Genomic DNA, 22,221 nt, shown 5'->3' on the forward strand with positions numbered 1-22,221 from the left:
ATCGACGGCCGGGCCGTGGTGCTCAGCTCTGGTGGGACTGGTAGTGCGCGACCGCGTCGGAGGTACGGCCGGCGCCGTACACCCGGAGGAACTCTGCCAGTTCGGGGTGGCTCGGGGCGAGGGTGTCCGCCGCGTCGATGATGTCGCCGGCGGCGGCCACCGAGCGCAGCAGCGACTGGATCTCGCGGACCACCCGTTTGACCGTGGGCGCTCCCGAACTGCTTGTCGTGGTCGTGGTGTTGCTGAGCACCGAGCCCCCCTGGGACTTCTTGATCTCGTCCATCCGCTCGGTCGCCTCGGCCGCGCTCACGCTGCCGTCCGCGACCTGCCCCGCCAGGTCCTGCAGCAACTGCACCCGCTGCACCACCGCGGGATTGCCGATCTTCGCCCGCTGACCGCTCATCAGCTGGGACAGCATCGGTGCGGACAGTCCCAACACCCCCGCGAGACGAGCCTGGTTCAAGCCAAGATCGTCGATGAGCTTACGGAAGAGCGCCCCCAAAGGCTCCCCGTACCAATTCCGCTGCAGCTCCCGCGCTCTGGCGGTGGCTTCCTGCTGTGCGGCGTCCATTGCGTCTCCCCATCGCTTCCCCAAAACCGTGGTTCGCTCTAGCGAACCACGACGAGCATCTTACGGAGAGTGGTCGTCCACCGGGAGCCCCAAGTTTTTGGAAGATACCGGGGGTGACCCGGTACGCTGGTCCCCGAAGCCCGCCGGTGCCCGGTTGTGCCGGTCGGACGCTTCTTTCGAGGGGCCTTAGCTCAGTTGGTAGAGCGCTGTCTTTGCATGGCAGATGTCAGGGGTTCGACTCCCCTAGGCTCCACGTGCTTTCCCCCTCTGAACTGCGGAAACGTGGTCGGAGGGGGCTTTTTTTCTGCGCGGATTTCCGTGCCGACGCGTCGGCGTGACGATCCTGGTGGGCGTCCGTGATGGTCGTTTTTGCTGGGATTTCGAGTGGTGTCTCCCCCCTGGTGGATCCTCTGCTACCTCGGCGTTACGGTGCGTCACACCGCTCTGCTCGCGGCGGAACGGCCCCGCGGTGGGTGCGCGGGTGATGGAGGACACAGGCTCGCGCACGTACTCCCGCGGGTCGTGCGGGAGCGTCGCCGGCGGCCACGAACCGGCGCGATCGAGCCGATCGCGTTGCCTGTCCGCCGCGTTCCTCCGTGAGCCCTCTGCCCGTCCTCTGCCCGTCCTCCGTCAGGCTTCCGCCTGTCCTCCGGCCGTCCTCCGGTCGGCTTCCCGGAGTGCTCCGGTCCGGCTCGGGAGGCGCGGCAAGGGGAATGCGGCCATGACTGCGGGCGCCTGCGGACTGCCTCGCCCGGCGCTCCCCAACATCACCAACCAGCCTGCCAGTTGATGGCGGCACCCCGACAGGGGCACGATCGGTCCTGCGTCGGCGCGGTAGTGAGTCATATGCACTTGGAATGAACGGGGCGGCGGTGTCCGGGGCCGGCGAGCGGGCCCGACCCCGGGCGTCGGCGCTGTGCCCACCGGTCCGATGTCGATCTCACCAGCGCATGGTCATCACGCGGTGGTCCCACGAGTCACCCGGAGCAACCTGTTCTCCTTCTGTTCCGCCCCCTTCCATCGGGGAGCGGGTCGAACGCGCATGCTCTTCGCTGGGGCAAATTGTTAATGATGTTGCTGCTGTGGCGGCCGGGCGGAGTGGGCGTTTTTTTGCCACATAGCCCCCAAAGCGCCTGCTAATCAGGCTCATGTTCGACAATGCCTGGGACTGCTTTTTGTGTGCGACCCGTGAAGACCGGCTGGCAACTGTCGAACGCTTGAGTGGAGTCCACTGTGATCGACCTCCGGGTACTGGGACCGGTACGGGCATTGGTCGGTGAGCGCGATCTGGACATCGGACATGCACGGCAGCGCTGTCTGCTGGCCCTGCTGCTCGTGGACGTGAACAACGTGGTCCCCAGCGACCGGCTCGCGGAATTCGTCTGGGGCGAGCGACCCCCGCAGCAGGCACGCAACGCACTCGCCGGTTACGCCACGCGGCTGCGCAAGGTCATGGCCGCCGCACCGGGGCGGCCGACCTTGTCGTCGCAGGACAGCGGGTATGTGCTGCGGGTCGATCCGTCGGCCGTGGACCTGTACCGGTTCCGGGACCTGACCTCCCGGGCCGCCCTGGTCCGGGACGACGAGGAGCGCTGCGAGCTGCTGCGGTCCGCGCTGGCGCAGTGGTCGGGGACCGCGCTCGGTGACCTGTGGGGCACTCGTGTCGAGTCGCTGAGCACGACGCTGGACAGTGAGCGGCAGGCCGCCCTGCTGGACTTCTTCGACACACAGCTGAGGCTCGGCCGGCCCCAGGAGATCCTCACGCAGCTCCAGTGGATGACCGAGGAACGGCCCTACGACGAGGAGTTGGCGCTCCGGCTGGTGCTGGCCCACCGGGACAGCGGAAACCTGGCCGCGGCGCTGCGGACGTACGAGCGGACCTGTGAGCGGTTGGCCCATGACCTCTCGACGCGTCCCGGAGAGGCGCTGCGCGGGGCGGGCGAGCGGCTGTTGAACACGGAGCGGTCACTCGGCGACGGGAAGCACGGGAGGGACGGGAAGCACGGGAGGGACGGGAAACACGAGAGGGACGGGAAGGACGGGAGCAGCGCGCTCTCCGTCGGCACGCGGGCTCGTGACCGGCTCCAAGTGCCCAGCAGCACGGGGTACTTCGCGGGTCGTGAGCGGGAACTGACGGAACTGGACGAGCTGTTGACGCCGGCGAGCCCTCCGGTGGGGGCCACGGCGCACCAGAGCCGCAATCTCGCCGTGATCAGCGGCATGGCCGGCGCCGGCAAGACGACGATGGCGCTGCGGTGGGCGCAGCGGGGCCGTCCGTCGTTCCCCGACGGGCAGTTCTTCGTGGCGCTGCGTGGGCACGAGCACCATCTGCCGCCGCTCGAACCGACCGAGATACTCGCGCAGGTGCTGCTCGCGCTGGGGCTGCCGGCCGCCGACATACCGTTCGGGCTCGACGAACGGGCCGCGCTGTACCGGACGTTGCTGGTCGGCCGACGGGTGCTGATGGTCCTGGACGACGCGGCGGGACCCGACCAGGTGCGCCACCTGCTGCCCCCGAGTGTCGACGGCAGCGCGGTCGTGGTGACGTGCCGGGAGCGGATGCCGGAGCTGAGCACCACCTACTTCGCCGGTGAGGTGCTTCTGGACACCATGGACACCGAGTCGGCGCTCGCGCTGCTGGCCTCGCTGGTCGGCAGGGAGCGGGTGGAGCGGGAGCCGGAGGCGGCGGCCGGGATCGTCCGTGCCTCCGGGCTGCTGCCGTTGACCGTGCGGCTCAGCGGTGCCTATGCCGCGACCCATCCCGACGAGCCGCTGGAGCAGGTGCTCGCGCGGATTCCGGCCGCGGACAGCGCGGACGCGCACGGTGCGATGAACCAGGCGCTGGGCCTGTCGTACAGCAAGCTCGGAGCGGATCAGCGCCGGCTCTTCAGGCAACTGGGCGTCCTTCCGGGCACCGAGTTCGGGCGGGACACGGTGGCGGCGCTGGCGGACGGCTCGTTCGCCCTGCTGGAGGAGCGGATCGGGGCGCTGATGCGGGCCAATCTGCTGTCCGAGTACGCGCTGCGCCGCTACCGGATGCACGACATGGTCAAGGAGTACGCGGCGGGGCGCGCGGCCGAGGAGGACCCGTGGGAGGTGCGCCGGGACGTCCTGCTGCGGCTCCTGGAGTGGTACCGGCAGGCGGTGGAACGGGCCAGCAGGGCCAGCGGTATCCAGCTGTCGGGGGTGCACCGGGGGGAGACCGCGGCTGCTCCCGGGCCGGCCGGGCGGTCCGTGAGCGACACCGGCGAGGTCGTCGGGATGGCCTGGCTGGACCGGGAGAAGCCCAATCTCTGCGCGGCCATCAAACTCGCCGCCGAACAGGGGCTGGGCCCGGCGAGCTGGCGGCTGGCCGACGCGATGCTCGGCTTCATCCGGCTGCACCCGGGCGGCGACGACTGGTCGGCGGCCGTGGAGGCCGCGCAGCGGGCGGCGGCCAAGTCGGAGAATCCGCGGGCGAACACGGCGATGCTGCTCAACGTCGCGGACTCGCGGTACCGGGAGGGCCGTTACTCCAGCGAGCAGCGGCTGGCCAGGGAGGCGCTCACCGTCAGCCGGGACGCGTCGTGGCGGGCCGGGGAGGCGCTCTCCCTGGCGGTCCTCGGCCGGTCGTACTGGTCGGTGGGGATGATCGGGCTCGCGAACCGGTACATGCGTGCCGCACTGCGCATCCACGAGAGCCTCGGGGACCTGGCCGGACAGGCCAACGCCCTGGGGCGGCTGGCCCGCAACGCCTATGACACGGGCGACCTGGTGTCCGCCCTGAGCGACTACCGCAGTTCACTGCGGCTGGCGCAGCGGATGGAGTCCCGGTTCGGGCAGGTCCGGCTGCCCGCCTACATCGCGCTGACGCTGCGCCAGCTGGGGCAGTACGGCGAGGCCGACCAGTGGTGCGAACTGGCCATCAGGTCGAGCCGTGACATGGATTTCCACGAGGGCGTGGCCATCGCGCTGACCTGCCGGGCGGCGCTCTTCAGCGACCTGGGGGAGCACGCCCGGGCGGTGGCCTCCGCACGCGAGGCGCACGTCGCCATCCCGCACCTGTCGGACCCCCGTATCGAGGCGGACTGTCTGATCCGGCTGGGCGGGGTCGAGGCCGCGGCCGAGCACACGGACGTGGCCATGCGCAGCCTGGGCAAGGCGATGCTGCTCGCGGATCAGATCGGCTACCGGCAGGCGGTGGCCCGCGCCCAGGTCGAGCGGGCGGCCACGTACATCCGGCTGGGGCTGTACGAGGAGGCGCTGGCGGCCTGCCGGAGTACCCGGCACGCCCTCCACGGGGTCGACATGCGCCTGGTCACCGCGCAGTTGCTGGTCCTGGAGGCGGACTGCGCACTGGCTTCGGGGCGGTACGAGGCCGCCCGCGCCGGGTACCGCCGCGCCTGTGCGCTGTACCGGACGGCGGGTCACCGGCTGGGCGAGCTGCGGACCCTGCTGTCCTGGGGCCGCTCCGCCGGTACCGCGCCGGGCCACGGGCGTCCCGAACGGCTCTGGCGCCGGGCGTTGCGCCTGGCCGAGCCTCTCGCGGTGCCGGAGGCGGACACTCTGCGGACCCTGTTGGGTGCGGCGGCCGGCTGACCGGCGGCGCGGCCGTCGCCGGGCCTGCCGGGGTTCTGGGCGCCTGGCACTGCGCCTGGCCGAGCCGCTCGCGGTGCCGGAGGCGGACACTCTGCGGACCCTGTTGGGTGCGGCGGTCGGCTGACCGGCGGCGCGGCCGTCGCCGGGCCTGCCGGGGTTCTGGGCGCCTGGCACTGCGCCTGGCCGAGCCGCTCGCGGTGCCGGAGGCGGACACTCTGCGGACCCTGCTGGGTGCGGCGGTCGGCTGACCCGCGGCGGCGCCGTCGCCGGGCCCGCCGGGGTGTTGGGCGCCGGGCGCTGCGTCTGGCCGAGCCGCTCGCGGTGCCGGAGGCGGACACTCTGCGGACCCTGCTGGGCCCGGTGGCCGACTGACCCCCGGCGGCGCCGTCGCCGGGCCCGCCGGGGTGTTGGGCGCCGGGCGCTGCGTCTGGCCGAGCCGCTCGCGGTGCCGGAGGCGGACACTCTGCGGACCCTGTTGGGTGCGGCGGTCGGCTGACCAGCGGCGGCGCCGGTGCCGGCCCCGCCGCGGGAGTGTCCGAGCGGGCTTCGCGCCGCTGTTCAGAGGCGTACCACGGTTCCGGCGTACGTCAGGCCGGAACCGAAGCCGACCAGTACCGCGAGGTCCCCCTCGCGCAGGGCGCCGGAGGTGCGGAGGCGGTCGAGGGCGAGGGGGATGGAGGCCGCCGAGGTGTTGCCCTGGTCCACGACGTCGCGGGCCACGACGACGTCGGAGGGGAAGCCCACGCTCTGCGCGATCGCCTCGGTGATGCGCAGGTTCGCCTGGTGCGGGACGAAGGCCTGGACGTCGCCGGGCCCGAGACCCGAGCGGTCCAGCACCTCGCGTACGACGGCGGGCAGCCGGGTCACCGCCCAGCGGAAGACCGTCGAGCCCTGCATGCGGAGCACGGGCCCCGCGTGCCCGGGCTCCTCCCGCACGGTGATCGCCTCGCGCAGCGTGGGGTCCGTGCCCCACACCACGCCGCCGATGCCCGGCTCGGTGCCGCGTCCCACCACGGCCGCGCCCGCCCCGTCCGAGAACAGGAAGGCGGTGGAGCGGTCCCGGGGGTCGAGGATGTCCGACATCCGTTCCACGCCGATGACCAGGCAGGTGCGCGCCTGGCCGCTCGCGACGGACGCCGCGGCCAGGGCGAGGCCCACGGTGAAACCGGCGCAGGCGGCGCTGACCTGCCAGCCGTGCCCGGCGATGCCCAGCCGGCGGGCGATCCGCGCGGCGAGCGCGTCCGCCGCCCCGGTGGCGGCCCCGCCGACGTCCGACATGGTGGCGACCAGCACCTGGTCGACCTGGTCGGGTGCGACACCGGCGTCGGCGAGGGCCTTCCCGGCGGCGGTGGCCCCCATCTCCGCCAGGGTCTCGTCGGGACCGGCGAAGCAGCGGGTACTGATGCCGCTGCGGCGCAGGATCCACTCGGGGTTCGAGTCCAGGGTGCGGCAGATCTCCTCGTTGGTGACGATCCGTCGGGGCCGGTAGCCCCCGATGCCGAGCAGAACCGCGTGGTGACGGTCCGGCACAGGGGTGTGCGCGGTGTGCGTGGTGTTCACCCGGGACTCCTGTCGTCTGCCTGCCTCGCGTGCTTGCCCGTTCCCTTGCCGCGCGTTTCCTCGCTCGCTGTCCTCGAAGGCTTTACGCGCCGGACGGGGCCACCCCGCGTGGCATCGCGTCGGCCGGGTGCACGGACACGGCCGTGCGGATACGGCTTGACAGTCACATACCTTCGGTATGTACTTGCATACCAAGGGAATGTAACTTGTTTGGAAGGATGACCGGTGACCTCAAGTCCGCTCGCGTCTCGCACTGAGCCGTCCATGGCGGGGAAGGCGCTGCTGCTCACTTCGGCAGCCACGTTCATGGCCTTCCTCGACACGACGATCGTCAACGTGGCCTTCCCGGCCCTGCACGAGGACTTCCCCACGGAGTCCGTGACCAACTTGACCTGGGTGGTGACCAGTTACGGCATTCTCTTCGCCGCCCTGCTGACCCCGGCCGGGCGTTTCGCCGACATCCTGGGGCGCAAGAAGCTGTTCCTCTGGTCGGTCGGCCTGTTCAGCCTCGCGTCCCTCGCCTGCGCCGTCGCGCCGAACGTCGGATCGCTGATCGCCGCACGCGCGGTGCAGGGCATCGGCTCGGCGGGCATGATCCCCGCCGCGCTCGGCATCGTCCTGTCCGAGACGCCCGCGGAGAAGAGGTCCGAGGCGATCGGCATGTGGGGGGCGGCCGGTTCCATGGCCGCCGCCGCGGGCCCCTCGCTGGGCGGACTGCTGGTCAGTGAGATCGACTGGCGCGCGGTCTTCATCCTGAACATCCCGATCGGCCTGGCCGTGATCCTCGGTGCCAAGTCCCTGCCCGACCGCCCGGTGGAGAAGTCCCCGCTGCCCGACCTGCTCGGCACGGCCACGGTCACCCTCGGCCTCGCGGGCGTCGTCATCGGCCTCACCAAGGGCGGCGACTGGGGCTGGGACGTGGCCAGGACGTGGATCTGGATCGGCGCCGGCGTGGTCCTGATCGCCTACTCGCTGCTGCGTTCCCGTTCGCACCCCGCCCCGGCGGTGGAGACCAAGCTGTGGGGCACGTCGATGTTCGCGGCGGCCAACCTCACCGCGTTCCTGCTCGGCGCCGGCCTGTTCGTCTGGTTCCTGTCCGGGCCGCTGTACCTCACCACGATCTGGCACTACTCCGTGCTCAAGGCCGGTCTCGCCGTCACCCCCGGCGCGGTGCTCTCCGCGGTCGCCGCCATCTCGGTGGGCCGCCGGCTCAAGCCCGCCCAGCAGCGTCCGGTCGTCATCGTGGCCGCCGCCGTCTTCCTCGGCCTGAGCATCTGGGCGTACTCGGGTCTCGGCTCCGACCGGGAGTTCCTGGCCCTGTGGCTTCCGTACGGCGCGTTCGGCGGTGCGGCGATCGGCGCGGCGCTCACCAGCGTGACGACCGCGGCGTCCATCTCGGTGCACCCGCTGAAGTTCGCCACCGGCACCGGAATGGCCACCACGGCCCGGCAGTTCGGCGGCTCGGTCGGTGTCGCCGCGATGGCGGCCGTGTTCGCCGCGGGCGACCTGAGCACCGCCAAGCCCTACCGTGAGGCGTTCCTGCTCGCGGGGATCTTCATCGCGGCCTCCGCGGTGCCGGCGTTCTGGCTGTTCACCAAGAAGTCGATGGCCCAGATCGCCGAGACCCAGGCGCAGATCCAGGCGTACCTGCGGGCGCAGGCGGCCGCGGCCCAGGCCGCCGCCTCTCCGGAGGGCACGGCCACCGCCGACCGGAGCTGACGTCAGGCCCCACCCCCCCCAGAACGCCGGGCGGCTCCATCCCCCGTGGCCGCCCGGCTCCGGCGGGGCCGTGGCTCCCCAGGGACCACGGCCCCGCCGTGCGTTTTCCGCACCGCGGATCCATCGATCCGTCCAACCCGGTACGACCCTGCCGAAGGAGTCCGTTCCATGTCAGAGGAAGCCGCTGAACAGAAACGTCCCGTCTACCCGATGGCCCGCACCGACGCGACCCAGCCGCCCGAGGAGTACAAGGAGTTCCGGGCCCGGTGCCCGGTGCCGCACGTGAACCTGCCCACCGGGTCGGACGCCTACCTGGCGACCCGGCACGCCGACGTACGGACCGTGCTGTCCGACCCGCGATTCAGCCGGGCCGCCTTCCTGGAGCCCGGCGCGCCCCGGATGCAGCCGGTGGAGCCGCACCCGGACAACATCATGAGCATGGACCCGCCCCGCCTGACCCGGGTGCGGCGGCTGATAGCGAAGGAGTTCGGGCCGCGCCGGGTCGTGGGCATGCGCCCGCACATCGAGGCCGTCGCCACCCGGCTGGTCGACGCCGTCGAGGAGTCGGGCAGCCCGGCCGACCTGGTGTCCGCGTTCGCCACCCCGCTGCCGTTGCAGATCGTCTGCGAGCTGATCGGGGTGCCCTTCGAGGACCGGGGCCGGTTCCAGGACTGGTCGGACCGGTTCACCGCGCTGACCAAGTACACGGCACAGGAGATCGCCGACGCCGACCGCGAACTGCGTGAATATCTTGAGCGGTTGATCGACAGCAAGCGGCAGGTGCCCGGTGCCGACCTGCTCAGCGCCCTCGCCGGCGAGAGCGACCCGGACCTGCGGCTCACCGAGTCGGAGCTCGTCATGCTCGGTGTCTTCCTGCTGATCGCGGGCCACGACACCACGACCACCGTCATCGCCACCAGCATCGTGACCCTGCTGCGCAACCCCGAACAGCTGCGCCTGTGGCGCGAGAATCCCGGGCTGACCGGCTCCGCCGTCGAGGAACTGCTGCGCTACAACACCCCGGGGGACGGGTCGTTCGCCCGGATCGCCACCGAGGACGTCGAGCTCAGCGGTACCCGCATTCCGGCCGGCAGCGCCGTCATCGCCCCCATGAGTTCGGCGAACCGCGACGAAGAGGTCTTCAAGGACCCCGACCGCTTCGACATCACGAGGGATGCCTCCGCCCACGTCGGATTCGGTCACGGGCCCCACTTCTGCATCGGCTCGGCGCTGGCCCGGCTCGAACTGGAGGTGGCCCTCGACACGCTCTTCACCCGGCTGCCCGGCCTGCGCCTCGCCGTCGCGCCCCAGGAACTGCGCTGGCGGCACTTCGCGGCCCTCGGCGGACTCCACGAACTGCCCGTGACCTGGTGAAACCGGGCCCTGCCCACCCGTGGGCAGGGCCCAGCCGAGAATTCCGCGATCGCCACGAGGGAGCGCCCCCGCCGGGCCGTAATACAGCACGAGAGCCCATCGGTTCGATGAGGGGAATTGATGAACACAGTCCTGGACTGGCTGGACTCCCCCGCCCCGGAGCGTGGAATCCACTACTACCGAAACGGCGAGTGGCACCTCCGCGACTACGCGGACATCGCTTCGGCGGCCCGGCGGACCGCCGCCTTCCTGCACGCCAACGGTGTCACCAAGGGCGTCGTGTCCCTGCTGATCGAGGAGCCCGAGACCTTCGTCCCGGCGTTCCTCGGCACCATGTACGCGGGGGCCACCCCGTCCCCGATCGCCTCGCCCGTCACCTTCGGCGGCCACGAGGCCTTCACGGAGCACGCCGCCGCCGTCCTGGGCGCAGCGGCCCCGGCCGCCGTGCTGACCGAGGAACGGCTCGCCCCGCTCGCCGCCGAGGCGTGCGCCAAGGCGGGAACGGGCGCGCCCCTGATCCTGCCCGACCCCGCAGGGCTGCCCGCCGACGACGGCCTGGCGGCCCGCCCGGCGGAACTGGCCCTGCTCCAGTTCACCTCCGGTTCCAGCGGAACCCCCAAGGGCGTCCGGGTCACCGGCGACAACCTCACGGCCAACGTCCGGGCCATCCACGGCTGGCTCGGCGTGACGAGCGAGGACTCGTGCTCGTCGTGGCTCCCGCTCTACCACGACATGGGCCTCATCGGGACGTTCCTGGGCTCCGTGGTGGCCCAGATCGACCTGTGGCTGATGAGCCCGGTCGACTTCATCCGGTCCCCGGCCCGCTGGCTGGACTGCCACGGCCGGCACGGCGTGACCATCACCACCGCACCCAACTTCGGCTACGGCTACGCCACTTCCCGGGTGCGCGACGAGGACCTCGCGGGCACCGACTTCTCCGCCTGGCGGGTCGCGATGAGCGGCGCCGAACGCGTGGACGCCAGGGTGGTCGCCGACTTCACGACCCGGCTCGCCCCGTACGGTTTCGACGCCCGGATCCTCACCCCCTGCTACGGCATGGCGGAGACCACGCTCGCCGTCACCGGCGTCCGCCCCGGTCAGGGGGCACGCATCGTCCGTCCGTCCGGTCCCCTGGACACCGGGGCACCGGTCACCGTCGCCGGCTCGGGCACCCTCGGCACCGACCGGCCCGACGACCCGGCCGGCTGGATCGCCTCCTGCGGCACACCGGTGCCCGGGACCACCGTCGACATCGTCGACGACGACGGGACGGTGCTGCCCGACGGCAGGTTCGGCGAGATCCGGGTCGCGGGCACCTCGGTGGCCGACGGCTACGAGTCGCCCGACCCCGCCGCGAGCGAGGTGTTCGGCGCGGACGGACTGCGCACCGGCGACGCCGGGTTCCTGCTGGACGGCGAGCTGTACGTGGTCGGCCGGATCGGCGACAGCATCAAGGTCCGCGGCCGCAAGGTGCACGCCGAGGACCTGGAGGCGGCGCTCGGCACACTCCCCGGGATACCGCCCGGCCGCTGCGCGGTGGCGCTCGGCTCCCGGGACGGTCGCTCGGAGGCGGTGATCGTCGTGGAGGCGCCCGGCGACGACTGGCTGGACGCGGCGGCCGGCGTACTGCGCGCCGCCCTGGACTCCACGGTCCGGGTCACCCTCGTGCGGTCCCGGCGCGGCACGATCCCCCGGACCTCCAGCGGCAAACCGCGCCGCCGGCTGCTGTGGCAGCGGGCCGGGGACAACACGCTCACCGGTGACGTACTGCACCGGACACACGACGGCGACCGACCCGAGCGAGCGACCACACCGGGACTGGATGGGGCAGCAGCATGACCATGACGACGACCAGCGGGCTCGTACTCGACGTCACCGAGACGGCCCCCGAGACCGCTGCCGAACAGCGCGGCCGACTCGCCAACTCCGGCGACCTCTACCGCCGTTGGGAACGCCAGCAGTGGGCGGTCGCCCAGGTGGACCCCGCGCGGGACGCGCCGACCTGGGCCGCCCTCAGCCCCTTCTCGCGCGATCAGATGCTCGGCTCGCTCGGTGAACTGGAGGTCGGCGAGGTCACGGTGACCCACACCCTGGGCGCCCTGATCGACGCGCCGCCCACCGAGGACGACCGGATCTTCCTCTGCACCCAGCTGGCCGACGAGGCACGGCACGTGCGGTTCTTCCAGACCTATCTGGAGGAGGGCTGCCGGACCGGTCTCGACGCGGTCGAGGAGGGCGCCGACTACGCGGAGGTGTTCACGCCCGAGCTGACCCGGGCCACCGACGCGGTGCGCGCCGACCACCAGGACCGCGAGTCCTGGTACCGGGCGCTCGTCTACTACCACCTGATCACCGAGGGCGTGCTCGCCGCGACGGCCCTGCGCACCACCCGCTTCCTGGCCCGCCGGCTGAAGCTGGAGGCGCTGGAGGAGGGCCTCACCAACGTCACCCGCGACGAGTCGCGGCACGTCTCCTTCGGCCTGCGGGCCGCGCAGGACGGCGTCGCCGGCGGATTCGGCCAGGTGATCGGGGACGCGCACTTCGAGTCGCTCGGCGTGGCGGCTTGGGTGCTGATCGGCCCCTCCCGGCACAACCCGGTGCCCGCGCTGCCCATGGCCCTGCGCAGCCGGGCCGCCCAGCTGTACGGCAGCGTCGAGATCGCCCGGGAGCGCCTGGTGAAGCAACTGCGCCTGGTGGGCCTGCCGGAGCTGTCCGAGAAGGCCGGCGCCGCCTGGGACCTCGCGGTGGAGACCGCACTGGACGCCTACGCGGAGCGCTGGGACGCGCCGCACCCGATCCGCGCCGCCGCGGCCTGAACAGCGCCGTATCCCGAAGCCACGAAGAGTCACAGAGAGAGGGACGAAAGAGCCATGGACACCAGCGACAACAGCACCGCGCGGGCGCAGATCCGGAAGATCGTCGGGGAGATGAGCCCGCTCGGGGCCCGCGAGGCCCGTTCCGAGGACCGTCTCGTCGAGGAACTCGGCTACGACTCGCTCGCGGTCATCGAACTCTCGCTGCGGATAGAGCGGGAGTTCCCGCTCGCCGACCTCGGTTCGAAGGCCACGCCCGACATCACCACGGTCAAGGACATCGAGGACTTCGTCGACCAGCAGCAGGTGACGGCGGCGAGCGACGCCGCCTGATCCACCCGCCCGTACGCCACCAACAGGGCGTCGGCCCTTCTGTCCGGAGAGGCAGCACGAGAAGATGACGACACACGATCTGCGCAGTGAGCTGGACGACCCGCTGGCGCTCTCCCACGACCAGTGCGTGGAGCTGCTGCGGGGAGCTCCGTGGCAGCGGCTCGCCGTGATGGGCGACAGTTTCGCGGCCGGTGTGGGCGACCCCAGCCAGGGGTACGCCCGGGTGCCGTGGCCGCAGCGGATCGCGGCCGCGCTCGGCTCCGGGAACCCCGGCTTCGGATATCTCAACACCGGAGTCGTCGGCAAACGGACCGCCGAGGTGCGTGCCGAACAGCTCGACCAGGTCCTGGAGTTCGGGCCGGACCTGGTCAACGTGGCGGCCGGCGGCAACGACCTGTTCGACGCCGAGCCGGACCTGGACGGCGTCGAGGCCGACCTGGAGGCCATGTACACGGCGCTGCGCGGCCAGGGTGCGGACATCTTCACGTTCACCGTGACCAACGTCTTCGAGTCGGTACCGGAGCTGTCGGTCTTCAGGGACCGGACGATCGCCCTCAACGACCGCATCCGCGCGGTCGCGCAGCGCCACGACGCGGTGCTGATCGAGATGTGGAGCCACCCCGTACGACTGCGCCCCAACCTGATGAGCGCCGACGGCATCCACTTCGCGATGGAGGGACACGCCGCTCTCGCCGCCGAGATCGTCAAGGCCCTCGGCGCGCGCGTCGCACGCCCCGCGCAGTCGTGACCGCGGCCGAGGCCACCGTGAGCCACGTCGTGGTCGGCGCGGGCTCGGCCGGCTGTGTGCTGGCCGAGCGGCTCAGTGCCGGCGGCGCACAGGTGGTGCTCATCGAGGCGGGCGGCCCCGACCGGCGGGCGGAGATCAGCATCCCGGCCGCGTTCCCCGCGCTGTTCCACACCTCCGCCGACTGGGGCTACCGTACGACCCCGCAGCCGGGCCTCGACGGCCGCGCCCTGCACTGGCCGCGGGGCCGCACGCTGGGCGGCTCGTCCTCGCTCAACGCCCAGATCTGGCTGCGCGGGCACCGCGCGGACTACGACGGCTGGGCGGAGGACGACGGCTGCGCGGGCTGGTCGGCCCGGGAGGTGCAGCCGTACTTCGAGCGGGCCGAGGACCGCCTCGGCACCGGCGCGTACGGTTCCGGCGGGCCGATCCGCATCGAGGACCTGCGCGACCCCAGCCCGGCCACCGCCGAGTTCCTGTCCGCCTGCGCCGAGGCGGGACTGCCCGCCCTGGACGACGAACACCTGCTGGACCCGGAGGGCGCGGGCCCGGTCCGCACCACCCAGCGCGGGGGACGGCGGTGGAGCGCGGCCGACGGCTATCTGCGGCCCGCGCGGCAGCGCCCGAACCTCACCGTCGTCACGGACGCCCACGTCGAGCGGATCCTCATCGAGGACGGCCGCGCGGTCGGCGTCGCCTACACCACCGCCGACGGGCCCGCCGAGGTCCGCGCCGAGCGCGAGGTGATCCTGGCGGCGGGCGCCATCGGCTCCGCGCAGCTGCTGATGCTGTCCGGCGTCGGGGACGCGGACGAGCTGCGGCGGCACGGCATCACCGTACGGGCGCACTCCCCGCGGGTCGGGCGGGGTCTCGCCGACCACCTCTACGTTCCGCTGGCGTTCGAGGCGCACGGCCGGGTGACGCCGGGGATCACCGACCCGCAGGGCGAGATCGCCGAGTTCCTGCGCGGCCGGCGCGGGCGGCTGACCTCCAACCTCGCGGAGGCCGTCGCGTTCCTGCGCAGCGATCCCGCGCTCACCGCACCCGACCTTGAGTTCGTGTGGATGCTGGTGCCCTCCCTCGAACCGGGACAGGCCCCGCGCACCCACGGCGTCACCCTGGGCGTGGTGCTGCTGCGCCCGCGCAGCCACGGCACGCTGCGGCTCGCCTCCGCCGACCCGGCGGCGCACCCGGTGATCGACCCGCGCTATCTGTCCGACCCGGACGGCGCGGACCTGCGGGTGCTGACCGAGGGGCTGCGCCGGGCCCGTGACGTCCTGACCCGGCCCGCGCTGGCGGCCCGGCTGGGGGCCCCGCTGACCCCCGGCGCCCTCGACCCGGACCCGGGCACCGCGCACGCCGTGATCCGGGCGCACGCCCAGACCCTGTACCACCCGGTCGGCACCTGCGGCATGGGGGCGGACCCGGAAGCCGTACTCGATCCGTGGCTGCGGGTGCGGGGGGTGGCGGGGCTGCGCGTCGTCGACGCCTCCGCGCTGCCGTCCCTGCCGCGCGGCCACACCCACGCGCCCACCGTGATGCTCGCGGAGCGCGCGGCCGACCTGATCCTCGCCGACGCGGCACCGCACCCCTCGGGCGCGCTGTCGCACCGCTGAACCGGCGCCCCATGACCGGCCCCACCAGACGAAAGGCAGTACGACCGTGACCGTTCAGGACCCGCAGCTGTTCATCGAAGCCTTCCGGGCGGCCCTCGCCGACGCGGAGTTCGCGACGCTGATCAAGGAGCGCGACTTCTCCCTCCAGTTCGTCGTGACCGGCGACGCCCACACGGCCTTCCTGCTGGACGCCGACGGCGTGCACGACGGCGCCCCCCACCCGCCGCGGCTGCGGCTGGAGGTACGGCCCGACGCACTGCACCTGATCCTGCTGGGCCGGCTCGGCGTGACGCAGGCGATCGTCGCCCGCCGCCTTGTCGTGAAGGGCCCGGTGTCCCAGGTGCGTCAACTGGCGGACTACCTGCCCGCGTTGGGCCGCGCGTACGCCGCGCTCGCCCTGGCGCCCGCCTCCGCCTGAGCGACGACACCTTCCCGACCCACCCCGTCCGTCACCACAGAAAGCCGACCGTTGTGATCGCGACCACCACCACCGCCGTCCCGAACGCACCGACCCTTTCCGACCTGCGGGCACTCAACGCCGCCGCCATGCCGTCGCTGTTCCAGCTTCCGCCCGAGATCGAGGAACTGCGCGAGGAGGTCCGCGAGTTCGCGCAGACCGTGGTCAAACCGCGGACCCTTGCCAACGACCTCGCCCCGGCCGACGACTTCGACTGGGAGATGGTTGAGGCCGGCCACCGGCTGGGACTGCTGCGCCTGACCATCCCCAAGGAGCTCGGCGGCCGGGGCATGGGTGTGCTCGGCGTGTCCGTCGCGATGGAGGAGCTGGCCTCGGTCTGCGCGAGCACGGCGCTGATCTTCGGCGCCTCGCTGCTGGGCCAGACCTCGGTGCTGTTCTCGGGCGACCAGCAGCTCCAGGCCCGCTTCCTGCCCCCGTTCCTCGGGGACAAGCCGGTCCTGGCCTGCAACGCCATCACCGAGGAGATCGCGGGCTGCGACCTGCTCATACCCGAACACGCCGAGCTGGCCGAGGACGTGATGACGGCCCGCCGGGACGGCGACCACTTCGTGCTCGACGGCGTCAAGCGCTTCATCACCAACGGCAAGGTGGCCGAGTGGGCGGCCGTGTTCGCCAACATCGAGGGCAACCCGGGCGCCACCGGACTGACCGTGTTCATCGTGCCGCTGGACAGCGAGGGCGTGACCCGCGGCGAGGTGGCCGACAAGATGGGCTACCGGGCCTGCCTGGGCACGACCCTCCACTTCGACGGCGTCCGGGTGCCGGAGGAGAACATCGTCTTCGGGGAGGGCGGCGGCTGGAACTACCTCACCGTCCAGTCCAACCAGGCGCGTTCGATCGTGGCGGCCATGTCGACCGGGGTCGCGCGCGGCGCCTTCGAGATCGCCAAGGAGTGGGCGGGCGAGCGCGTCCAGGCGGGCAAGCCGCTGTACGAGCACCAGTTCACGGCCCGCAAGCTGGCCGAGATGTCCTCGAAGATCGAGGCCTCCCGGCTGCTGTACCTCCAGGCCGCCCACCAGGCCGACAACATGCTGCCCGCACCCGTCTACGGCCCGGCCGTCGCGAAACTGTTCGCCGACCGCGCGGCGATCGAGGTGGCCGAGGAGGCCATGTCCATCGTCGGCGCGCGCGGCTACTGCCGCGACCACGCGGTGGAGAAACTGGTCCGTGAGTCCTTCGGCGCCCGCATCTACGAGGGCACACCCGAGGTACTGGCACTGGCCATCACCGGCGCACTGTACGGGCGGCGGGTATGACACCAGCCACCAGCACGGACTGGACACCACCTCCCGCAACGGCGACTTCTCGTACGGGCCGGACGCCGGCTCCTGCAACGTCGGCTTCTCGCCCCGCCCGGACGCCGCCTCCCGGAACGGCGGCCTCCCGCCCCGCCCGGACCCCGGTCTCTGGGGCGGCGGTTTCTCGCCCCGGCGGGACGTCGCTCTCCGGAACGGAGACTTCTCGTACCGGCCGGACGCCGGCCCCTGCAACGTCGGCCTCCCGCCCCGACCGGACGTCGGCCCCCGGATCGTCGGCCTCCCACCCCGGCTCGACGCCGCCCCCCGCAACGTCGGCCTCCCGCCCCGGCCGGACGCCCGCCCCCGCACCGTCGGCGCCCCGCCCCGCCCCGGTGACGTTCGCCCCGGTGACGTCCGCCCGGGCGCGGGCCACCGCCGTGCTGTCGGCCGTGTCGTACATCGAGGCTGCCCTCGCCTCGACGGCGCACTGCACCCCTCTGTCCCTGAATCCGCCCCGCGCCCCGAAGCACGGGACGGGCGCGCAGCAGGGTGCGTCGGAGGGGAGGGCCGCATGAGCGCGCCGGCCGACACCGCCCTGGACGATGCCCGCCGGGCCCGCTATGTGGAGCACGTGCTGGCCCTGCACGACCGGATGAGCCTGGCGGGCCTGATCGAGCAGGCCGATCCGCTGTACCTGGCCCGGCGCCCGGACGGTCTGACCGTGCTCGCGCTGCCGCAGTCCCGGCTGCCCGAGCGCTACCGGCTGGGGATCTACGGGTTCCGGCTCGCCCAGTACCTGCGGTCCCGTTTCGCCAGCGACCGCGTCGCCTTCGCCCGCGGCCTGTTCGCCGAGCCGGTCGGCGCCGGACACGGCGAGGAGATCCACTTCATCGCCATGGAGGAGTCGACCGGCACGATCCTGCGCTATGTGTCGATCGTCGCCGCCACCGACGAGGCCGCCCTGCCGGTGACCCACCCGGACCGCACCCCGTTTCCCTGCGAGGTGGCCCACGGGATCAACCTCTTCGACCATGTGTCCCTGGACGAGCCGGTCACGGCGCACGAGGTCTGGGAGATCAAACGCCTGATGCAGCGCCCCTCCGAGCGCGACACCGCCCCGGCCCGCCGGCTGCGGCTGTCGCTGGAGCTGATGCTCGGCTTCTACACGGTCCTGGCCGCACTCTCGCCCGCGCCGAAGTTCCTGGTCGGCGACGGCGAGGAGGGCCTGGCGGTACGCCGCCTGGCCCGCAGCCTGAAGGACATCACCGTCATCGAGGGCACCTGCCCCGCACTGTCCGAGGACGACCTGCTCTTCCCCGCGTACGTGGAGCGCGCGGTCGTCAAACCGTTCGTGGCCGGCGTTCCCCGCGGGGCGGAACTCGACCAGCTGGTGCGCCGGCTGGAGCACGCGCTGGACGCGACCAACCCGCTCGCCGGCTTCCAGCAGCTCGTCAGCCGGGTCGGGGGAGAGATCCGGAGGGTAAGGATATGAGCGCAGCCGTCGTGGCCCTGACGGGCGGATCGGTTCCGGCCGCCGTCGCCGAGGACCCGGGGACCTACTACCGCTCACTGACCGAACGCAACCGGGGCCTGGTCCCCGACGCCGTACAGGAACGCCTGCGCACCGCCACCGTGCTGGTCGCGGGGTGCGGCTCGACGGGCGGAGCGGTCGTCGAACCGCTGGCCCGCCTGGGCACCGGCGGCTTCGTGCTCGCCGAGCCGGGCGCGTACGAGCTGAACAACCTCAACCGGCAGAGCGCCACGCGCGCGGACATCGGCCGCAACAAGGCGGAGGTGGCGGCCGAGCGCATCCGCTCGGTCAACCCCTTCGCCGAGATCCGGGTCGACACGGCGGGCATCCGCCCCGAGGACCCCGAACTCCTCCTGGACGGCGTGGACGTGGTCGTCGACGGCGTGGACGTCACGACCCACGGCGGCTGGCGGGCCAAGTACGCCCTGCACGTGGCGGCGGCCCGGCGCCGGCTGCCCGTGGTCTCCGGCTACGACCTGTCGGGCACCCAGCACGTGCGCTTCTACGACTACCGCACCGGCGCCGCTCCCCTCGCGGGCGCGATCACCGCCGAGGAGGTCGCCGAGGGCGCGCTGTGGACCCTGCTGCTGAAGGTCATCCCCCGGGAGATCATCCCGGCCGACCTGATCGCGGACGTCACCGCCCACCGCGCGGACCCGGACTACAGCGTCCCCCAACTCGTCTACGCCTCGCACCAGTTCGGCGTACTCGCCGCACGCTACGTGCTGGAGATCCTGGCCGGCCACCCGGTCCGCGAACAGCTCACGGTCGACATCCACCGGCTGGTCTCGGCCGCCACCCCCTCGGAAAGCACTGAACGAGCACAGGACAAGGAGTCGTGATGACCACAGCCACCGACCGCCCCGGCCGCCGCGCGGACGACCCGCTCGTGCGCCAGACCAAGAAGGCCGCACAACTGCTCGTCGCCTCGGCCAGGCACTCCTACGACCCGCGGGTCGACGTCAACTGGGACGAACCGCTGGAGGAGGGCAAGTGGTTCCTGCCGGAGAAGCGGATCTCCCTCTTCGGCACGGAGCTCTACGACTCCCTGCCCATGGAGCAGAAGCTGCTGCTCAGCCGGGAGGAGCTGGCATCGTCGCTGGCCGCGGGGGTGTGGACCGAGCACATCCTGCTGCACCTGGTGTCGCGGTACGCCTACAAGCGGGACATCACCAGCCCGCAGGTGCAGTTCGCGCTGACCGAGATGGCGGACGAGGTGCGCCACATGATCATGTTCGCCCGGCTGGTGGAGAAGACGGGCGCGGAGTTCTACCCCCTGCACCCCAAGACACAGCGTTCCGGACTGCTGCTGAAGACGTTCGCGCCGGTGCCCGTGCTGTGGGCGATGCTGCTGCTTACCGAGGAGTTCTTCGACCGCTTCCAGCGTGAGCAGGCCAACGACGAGACGGTGCAGCCCCTGGTGCGCACGGTGGCCCGCATCCACGTCGTGGAGGAGGCCCGCCACATCAGCTTCGCCCGCACCGAACTGGAGCGGTTCGTGCCGACGCTCTCCAAGCGGCGGCTCCAGATGCTGCGCGACTTCCTCGCCGGCGTCGTGAAGTCCGTCCGCCGCGACCGCTACAACCCGCTGATGTACGAGCGGGCCGGCCTCGACCCGAAGCTCTGCGTCGAGACGGGCCGCAACAACCCCGTGGGCAAGGTCAACGGCGCGTACGGCGCCGAGCGCATCGCCCCCTACTACAAGTCGATCGGTCTGATCGGTGGGCGCTCGGAGAAGGTGTGGCGCGAGGCCGGTTGGCTGAAGGACGCCTAGAGACAAGGAAGTCGACCGTGGAGGATGACGGGTACGAGGGTCCCGCGCTGCTGATCGTGGAGGACCGCAACGAGTTCACGATCCGGGCCCGGCTCACCGGCGGCTTCCAGCCGCTGGACGGCCGCTACCGCTGGTACGGACGGCTGGAGGCGCATGAGGAGCTGACCCGGCTGGTCGGCGACCGCAGCGCAGGCGTCGTGTTGCGTACGGACGAGGGCTCCGCGACGGGTCGCATCACCGAACCCGACCTGTGGAACCGCTACCGGATCGAGGGCGTCAGTGTGCCGCCGTTCCGTGTTCCGTTCAGCCTGGCGGAGGCCGAAGAAGCGGAAGGGGCGGATCCGCCGGTGAGCTGAGCGTGCGCGGGAACAGAACTACTCAGAACAATGGAGGCCCCGGCCCATGTGTTTCGACGAGGACGCCATTCCACCGGTATTGCCGATTCCGGATTCCGTGATCGAAAGCCGGTATCTGGAATTGACCGCGAGCGACGGCAACACGTTCGCCGCTTTCACCGCCGCCCCGGCCGGCGGCACCCGGACGGCGATCGTGATCCTGCCCGACGTCCGCGGGCTGTACGGGTTCTACACGGAACTCGCCAAACGCTTCGCGGAGAACGGCGTACGGGCACTCGTCATCGACTACTACGGACGCACCGCGGGCGTCGGCAAACGGGAGAAGGACTTCCCGTTCGCCGAGCACATGGCCAAACTCAGCCCCCGTGAGCTCTACGCCGACCTGGGCGCGGGCGTCGCACACCTGCGCTCGGCCGAGGGCGGCGCCGCCGACGCCGTCCTCACGGTCGGTTTCTGCATCGGCGGCCGGCTCGCCGTGATGGCGGCGGCCGGAGGCCTCGACCTGGCCGGGGTGATCGGCTTCTACTGCTGGCCCGCGGACGGGCCGGACGGCGCCCCCGGGCCCACCAGCCGCGCCGCCGAACTGGCGGCACCGGTCCTGGCTCTGATGGCGGGGGAGGACCCGGGCATTCCGCAGGCCCATGTCACGGCGTTCGACGAGGCGCTGGCCGCGGCGGGCGTCGACCACGAGGTCGTCACCTACCCCGGCACCCCGCACAGCTTCTTCGACGCCCAGCGCGACGCGTACGCCGACGCCTCGGCCGACGCCTGGAACCGGGTCCTGCGGTTCGTGGAACGCGTCGGCGCGCACTGAGAAGAGGAGCGGTAGAACACATACGTATGGAAGGAATGAAAGTGCGTGTAATCTAGAAGGTCAGGTGGAGACGGTCGATTCTCGGGGAGTGCGAGCATGGCCACCACTCGTACGAGTGCGAGAACGCGTCTGACGCAGCGTGAGCGGTCGGACAGCACGATCGAGGAACTGCTGAGTGCCGCCCGCACGCTGTTCGCGGACCGCGGTTACAACGCGACCTCGCTCGACGCCGTCGTGGAGGCCGCCCACCTCACCAAAGGTGCCCTCTACCATCACTTCTCCGGCAAGCAGCACCTGTTCAAGGCCGTGTACGAACGCGAACAGGCCCGGCTGGCCCACATCGTGGCCCGTGCCTACCTGGGCGCCCGGCCGGACTCCTGGGAAGCGGTGTTCGTCGGGGCGAGGGCCTTCCTCGTGGAGGTCCTCGCCCCCGACATCCAGCGCATCAACCTGATCGACGCCCCCGGCGCGCTCGGCACCGAGGAGATGCGCGAGATCAACTCGGGCTGCCTGAAGATGATGGAAGAGGGCGTCCGGCGCGCCGCGGCCACCGGAGACATCGCACCGCACTCCGTGACCGCCCTCACCAACCTGCTCTACGGCGGCCTGTGCGAGACGGCGATGGCGGTGGCCCGGGCCGAGGACCAGCAGGGAGCCCTCGACGCCGGCATCACCGAACTGCGTGCCCTCTTCGACGCCCTGGCCGTGAAGCCGGACTGAC

19 protein-coding genes and 1 tRNA gene are annotated in these 22,221 nt (G+C 72.0%); 18 read left to right on the top strand and 2 right to left on the bottom strand.

Translation table 11 applies throughout. The features are described 5' to 3' along the window. Positions 1-22: 22 nt before the first annotated feature. On the bottom strand, positions 23-571 hold the full coding sequence (locus tag ACQHII_RS24465; RefSeq protein WP_019073558.1) for a helix-turn-helix domain-containing protein: 549 nt from the start codon (positions 569-571) through the stop codon (positions 23-25). A 180-nt stretch (positions 572-751) separates the two neighbouring features. On the opposite strand from ACQHII_RS24465, the gene ACQHII_RS24470 reads away from it, so the two are divergent. Together ACQHII_RS24470 and ACQHII_RS24475 are read left to right on the top strand one after the other, a co-directional pair. After that, positions 752-824, top strand: a tRNA-Ala gene (locus ACQHII_RS24470). A 980-nt stretch (positions 825-1,804) separates the two neighbouring features. Next, positions 1,805-5,149 (top strand): BTAD domain-containing putative transcriptional regulator, encoded by a 3,345-nt coding sequence (locus tag ACQHII_RS24475; RefSeq protein ID WP_427921304.1) that lies wholly within the window; start codon positions 1,805-1,807, stop codon positions 5,147-5,149. Between the two features lie 558 nt (positions 5,150-5,707). Here ACQHII_RS24475 and ACQHII_RS24480 read toward each other — a convergent pair. Further along, the gene (locus ACQHII_RS24480; RefSeq protein WP_427921305.1) at positions 5,708-6,709 is read right to left on the bottom strand and encodes a beta-ketoacyl-ACP synthase 3; all 1,002 of its coding nucleotides are present in this window, start codon (positions 6,707-6,709) and stop codon (positions 5,708-5,710) included. 264 nt (positions 6,710-6,973) lie between these two features. Here ACQHII_RS24480 and ACQHII_RS24485 point away from each other — a divergent pair, with 264 nt between their 5' ends. From ACQHII_RS24485 to ACQHII_RS24560, 16 genes are all read left to right on the top strand, one after another. After that, positions 6,974-8,428 carry a DHA2 family efflux MFS transporter permease subunit gene (locus ACQHII_RS24485; RefSeq protein ID WP_427921306.1) on the top strand — a complete coding sequence of 485 codons (1,455 nt, stop codon included), beginning with the start codon at positions 6,974-6,976 and terminating at the stop codon, positions 8,426-8,428. A gap of 168 nt (positions 8,429-8,596) precedes the next feature. After that, positions 8,597-9,802 (top strand): cytochrome P450, encoded by a 1,206-nt coding sequence (locus tag ACQHII_RS24490; RefSeq protein ID WP_427921307.1) that lies wholly within the window; start codon positions 8,597-8,599, stop codon positions 9,800-9,802. Positions 9,803-9,922: 120 nt separating this feature from the next. Continuing rightward, the gene (locus ACQHII_RS24495) at positions 9,923-11,641 is read left to right on the top strand and encodes an AMP-binding protein (protein ID WP_427921308.1); all 1,719 of its coding nucleotides are present in this window, start codon (positions 9,923-9,925) and stop codon (positions 11,639-11,641) included. Beyond that, a complete protein-coding gene (locus ACQHII_RS24500; protein ID WP_427921309.1) occupies positions 11,638-12,618 on the top strand; it encodes a ribonucleotide-diphosphate reductase subunit beta in 981 nt (326 codons plus the stop codon). Before ACQHII_RS24495 ends, ACQHII_RS24500 begins: the two co-directional genes overlap by 4 nt. Positions 12,619-12,672: 54 nt before the next feature. After that, positions 12,673-12,948 (top strand): acyl carrier protein, encoded by a 276-nt coding sequence (locus ACQHII_RS24505; RefSeq protein WP_427921310.1) that lies wholly within the window; start codon positions 12,673-12,675, stop codon positions 12,946-12,948. Positions 12,949-13,012: 64 nt separating this feature from the next. Beyond that, a complete protein-coding gene (locus ACQHII_RS24510; protein ID WP_427921311.1) occupies positions 13,013-13,696 on the top strand; it encodes an SGNH/GDSL hydrolase family protein in 684 nt (227 codons plus the stop codon). After that, positions 13,693-15,309 (top strand): GMC family oxidoreductase, encoded by a 1,617-nt coding sequence (locus ACQHII_RS24515; protein ID WP_427921312.1) that lies wholly within the window; start codon positions 13,693-13,695, stop codon positions 15,307-15,309. The genes ACQHII_RS24510 and ACQHII_RS24515 overlap by 4 nt, the downstream gene beginning before the upstream one ends. A gap of 46 nt (positions 15,310-15,355) precedes the next feature. Then, positions 15,356-15,727 carry an SCP2 sterol-binding domain-containing protein gene (locus tag ACQHII_RS24520; RefSeq protein WP_427921313.1) on the top strand — a complete coding sequence of 124 codons (372 nt, stop codon included), beginning with the start codon at positions 15,356-15,358 and terminating at the stop codon, positions 15,725-15,727. A gap of 53 nt (positions 15,728-15,780) precedes the next feature. Continuing rightward, a complete protein-coding gene (locus tag ACQHII_RS24525; RefSeq protein WP_427921314.1) occupies positions 15,781-17,043 on the top strand; it encodes an acyl-CoA dehydrogenase family protein in 1,263 nt (420 codons plus the stop codon). 389 nt (positions 17,044-17,432) lie between these two features. After that, entirely contained in the window at positions 17,433-17,600 is a 168-nt protein-coding gene (locus ACQHII_RS24530) for a hypothetical protein (protein WP_427921315.1), read from the top strand. Then, positions 17,597-18,517 (top strand): hypothetical protein, encoded by a 921-nt coding sequence (locus ACQHII_RS24535; protein WP_427921316.1) that lies wholly within the window; start codon positions 17,597-17,599, stop codon positions 18,515-18,517. The genes ACQHII_RS24530 and ACQHII_RS24535 overlap by 4 nt, the downstream gene beginning before the upstream one ends. Next, positions 18,514-19,398 (top strand): ThiF family adenylyltransferase, encoded by an 885-nt coding sequence (locus ACQHII_RS24540; RefSeq protein WP_427921317.1) that lies wholly within the window; start codon positions 18,514-18,516, stop codon positions 19,396-19,398. The genes ACQHII_RS24535 and ACQHII_RS24540 overlap by 4 nt, the downstream gene beginning before the upstream one ends. Next, positions 19,398-20,330, top strand: a complete 933-nt coding sequence (locus ACQHII_RS24545; RefSeq protein WP_427921318.1) for an AurF N-oxygenase family protein — start codon at positions 19,398-19,400, stop codon at positions 20,328-20,330. Before ACQHII_RS24540 ends, ACQHII_RS24545 begins: the two co-directional genes overlap by 1 nt. Positions 20,331-20,347: 17 nt before the next feature. Next, a complete protein-coding gene (locus ACQHII_RS24550) occupies positions 20,348-20,686 on the top strand; it encodes a DUF4873 domain-containing protein (RefSeq protein ID WP_427921319.1) in 339 nt (112 codons plus the stop codon). Between the two features lie 97 nt (positions 20,687-20,783). Then, positions 20,784-21,500, top strand: coding sequence for a dienelactone hydrolase family protein (locus ACQHII_RS24555; protein ID WP_427921320.1), 717 nt, complete (start codon positions 20,784-20,786; stop codon positions 21,498-21,500). A 96-nt stretch (positions 21,501-21,596) separates the two neighbouring features. Then, positions 21,597-22,220: a TetR/AcrR family transcriptional regulator gene (locus tag ACQHII_RS24560; protein ID WP_427921321.1), complete on the top strand. Its 624-nt coding sequence runs from the start codon at positions 21,597-21,599 to the stop codon at positions 22,218-22,220. The last annotated feature ends 1 nt before the right edge of the window (position 22,221 follow it).

The sequence above is a fragment of the Streptomyces sp. cg40 genome, assembly GCF_050320165.1.
Taxonomy (GTDB): Bacteria; Actinomycetota; Actinomycetes; order Streptomycetales; family Streptomycetaceae; genus Streptomyces; species Streptomyces hokutonensis.

Coding starts and splice junctions, on each gene's coding strand:
- ACQHII_RS24485 (WP_427921306.1), top strand. CDS start 6,974: ATGGCGGGGAAGGCGCTGCTGCTCACTTCGGCAGCCACGTTCATGGCC.
- ACQHII_RS24510 (WP_427921311.1), top strand. CDS start 13,013: ATGACGACACACGATCTGCGCAGTGAGCTGGACGACCCGCTGGCGCTC.
- ACQHII_RS24500 (WP_427921309.1), top strand. CDS start 11,638: ATGACCATGACGACGACCAGCGGGCTCGTACTCGACGTCACCGAGACG.
- ACQHII_RS24495 (WP_427921308.1), top strand. CDS start 9,923: ATGAACACAGTCCTGGACTGGCTGGACTCCCCCGCCCCGGAGCGTGGA.
- ACQHII_RS24545 (WP_427921318.1), top strand. CDS start 19,398: ATGACCACAGCCACCGACCGCCCCGGCCGCCGCGCGGACGACCCGCTC.
- ACQHII_RS24505 (WP_427921310.1), top strand. CDS start 12,673: ATGGACACCAGCGACAACAGCACCGCGCGGGCGCAGATCCGGAAGATC.
- ACQHII_RS24465 (WP_019073558.1), bottom strand. CDS start 571: ATGGACGCCGCACAGCAGGAAGCCACCGCCAGAGCGCGGGAGCTGCAG.
- ACQHII_RS24535 (WP_427921316.1), top strand. CDS start 17,597: ATGAGCGCGCCGGCCGACACCGCCCTGGACGATGCCCGCCGGGCCCGC.
- ACQHII_RS24540 (WP_427921317.1), top strand. CDS start 18,514: ATGAGCGCAGCCGTCGTGGCCCTGACGGGCGGATCGGTTCCGGCCGCC.
- ACQHII_RS24490 (WP_427921307.1), top strand. CDS start 8,597: ATGTCAGAGGAAGCCGCTGAACAGAAACGTCCCGTCTACCCGATGGCC.
- ACQHII_RS24560 (WP_427921321.1), top strand. CDS start 21,597: ATGGCCACCACTCGTACGAGTGCGAGAACGCGTCTGACGCAGCGTGAG.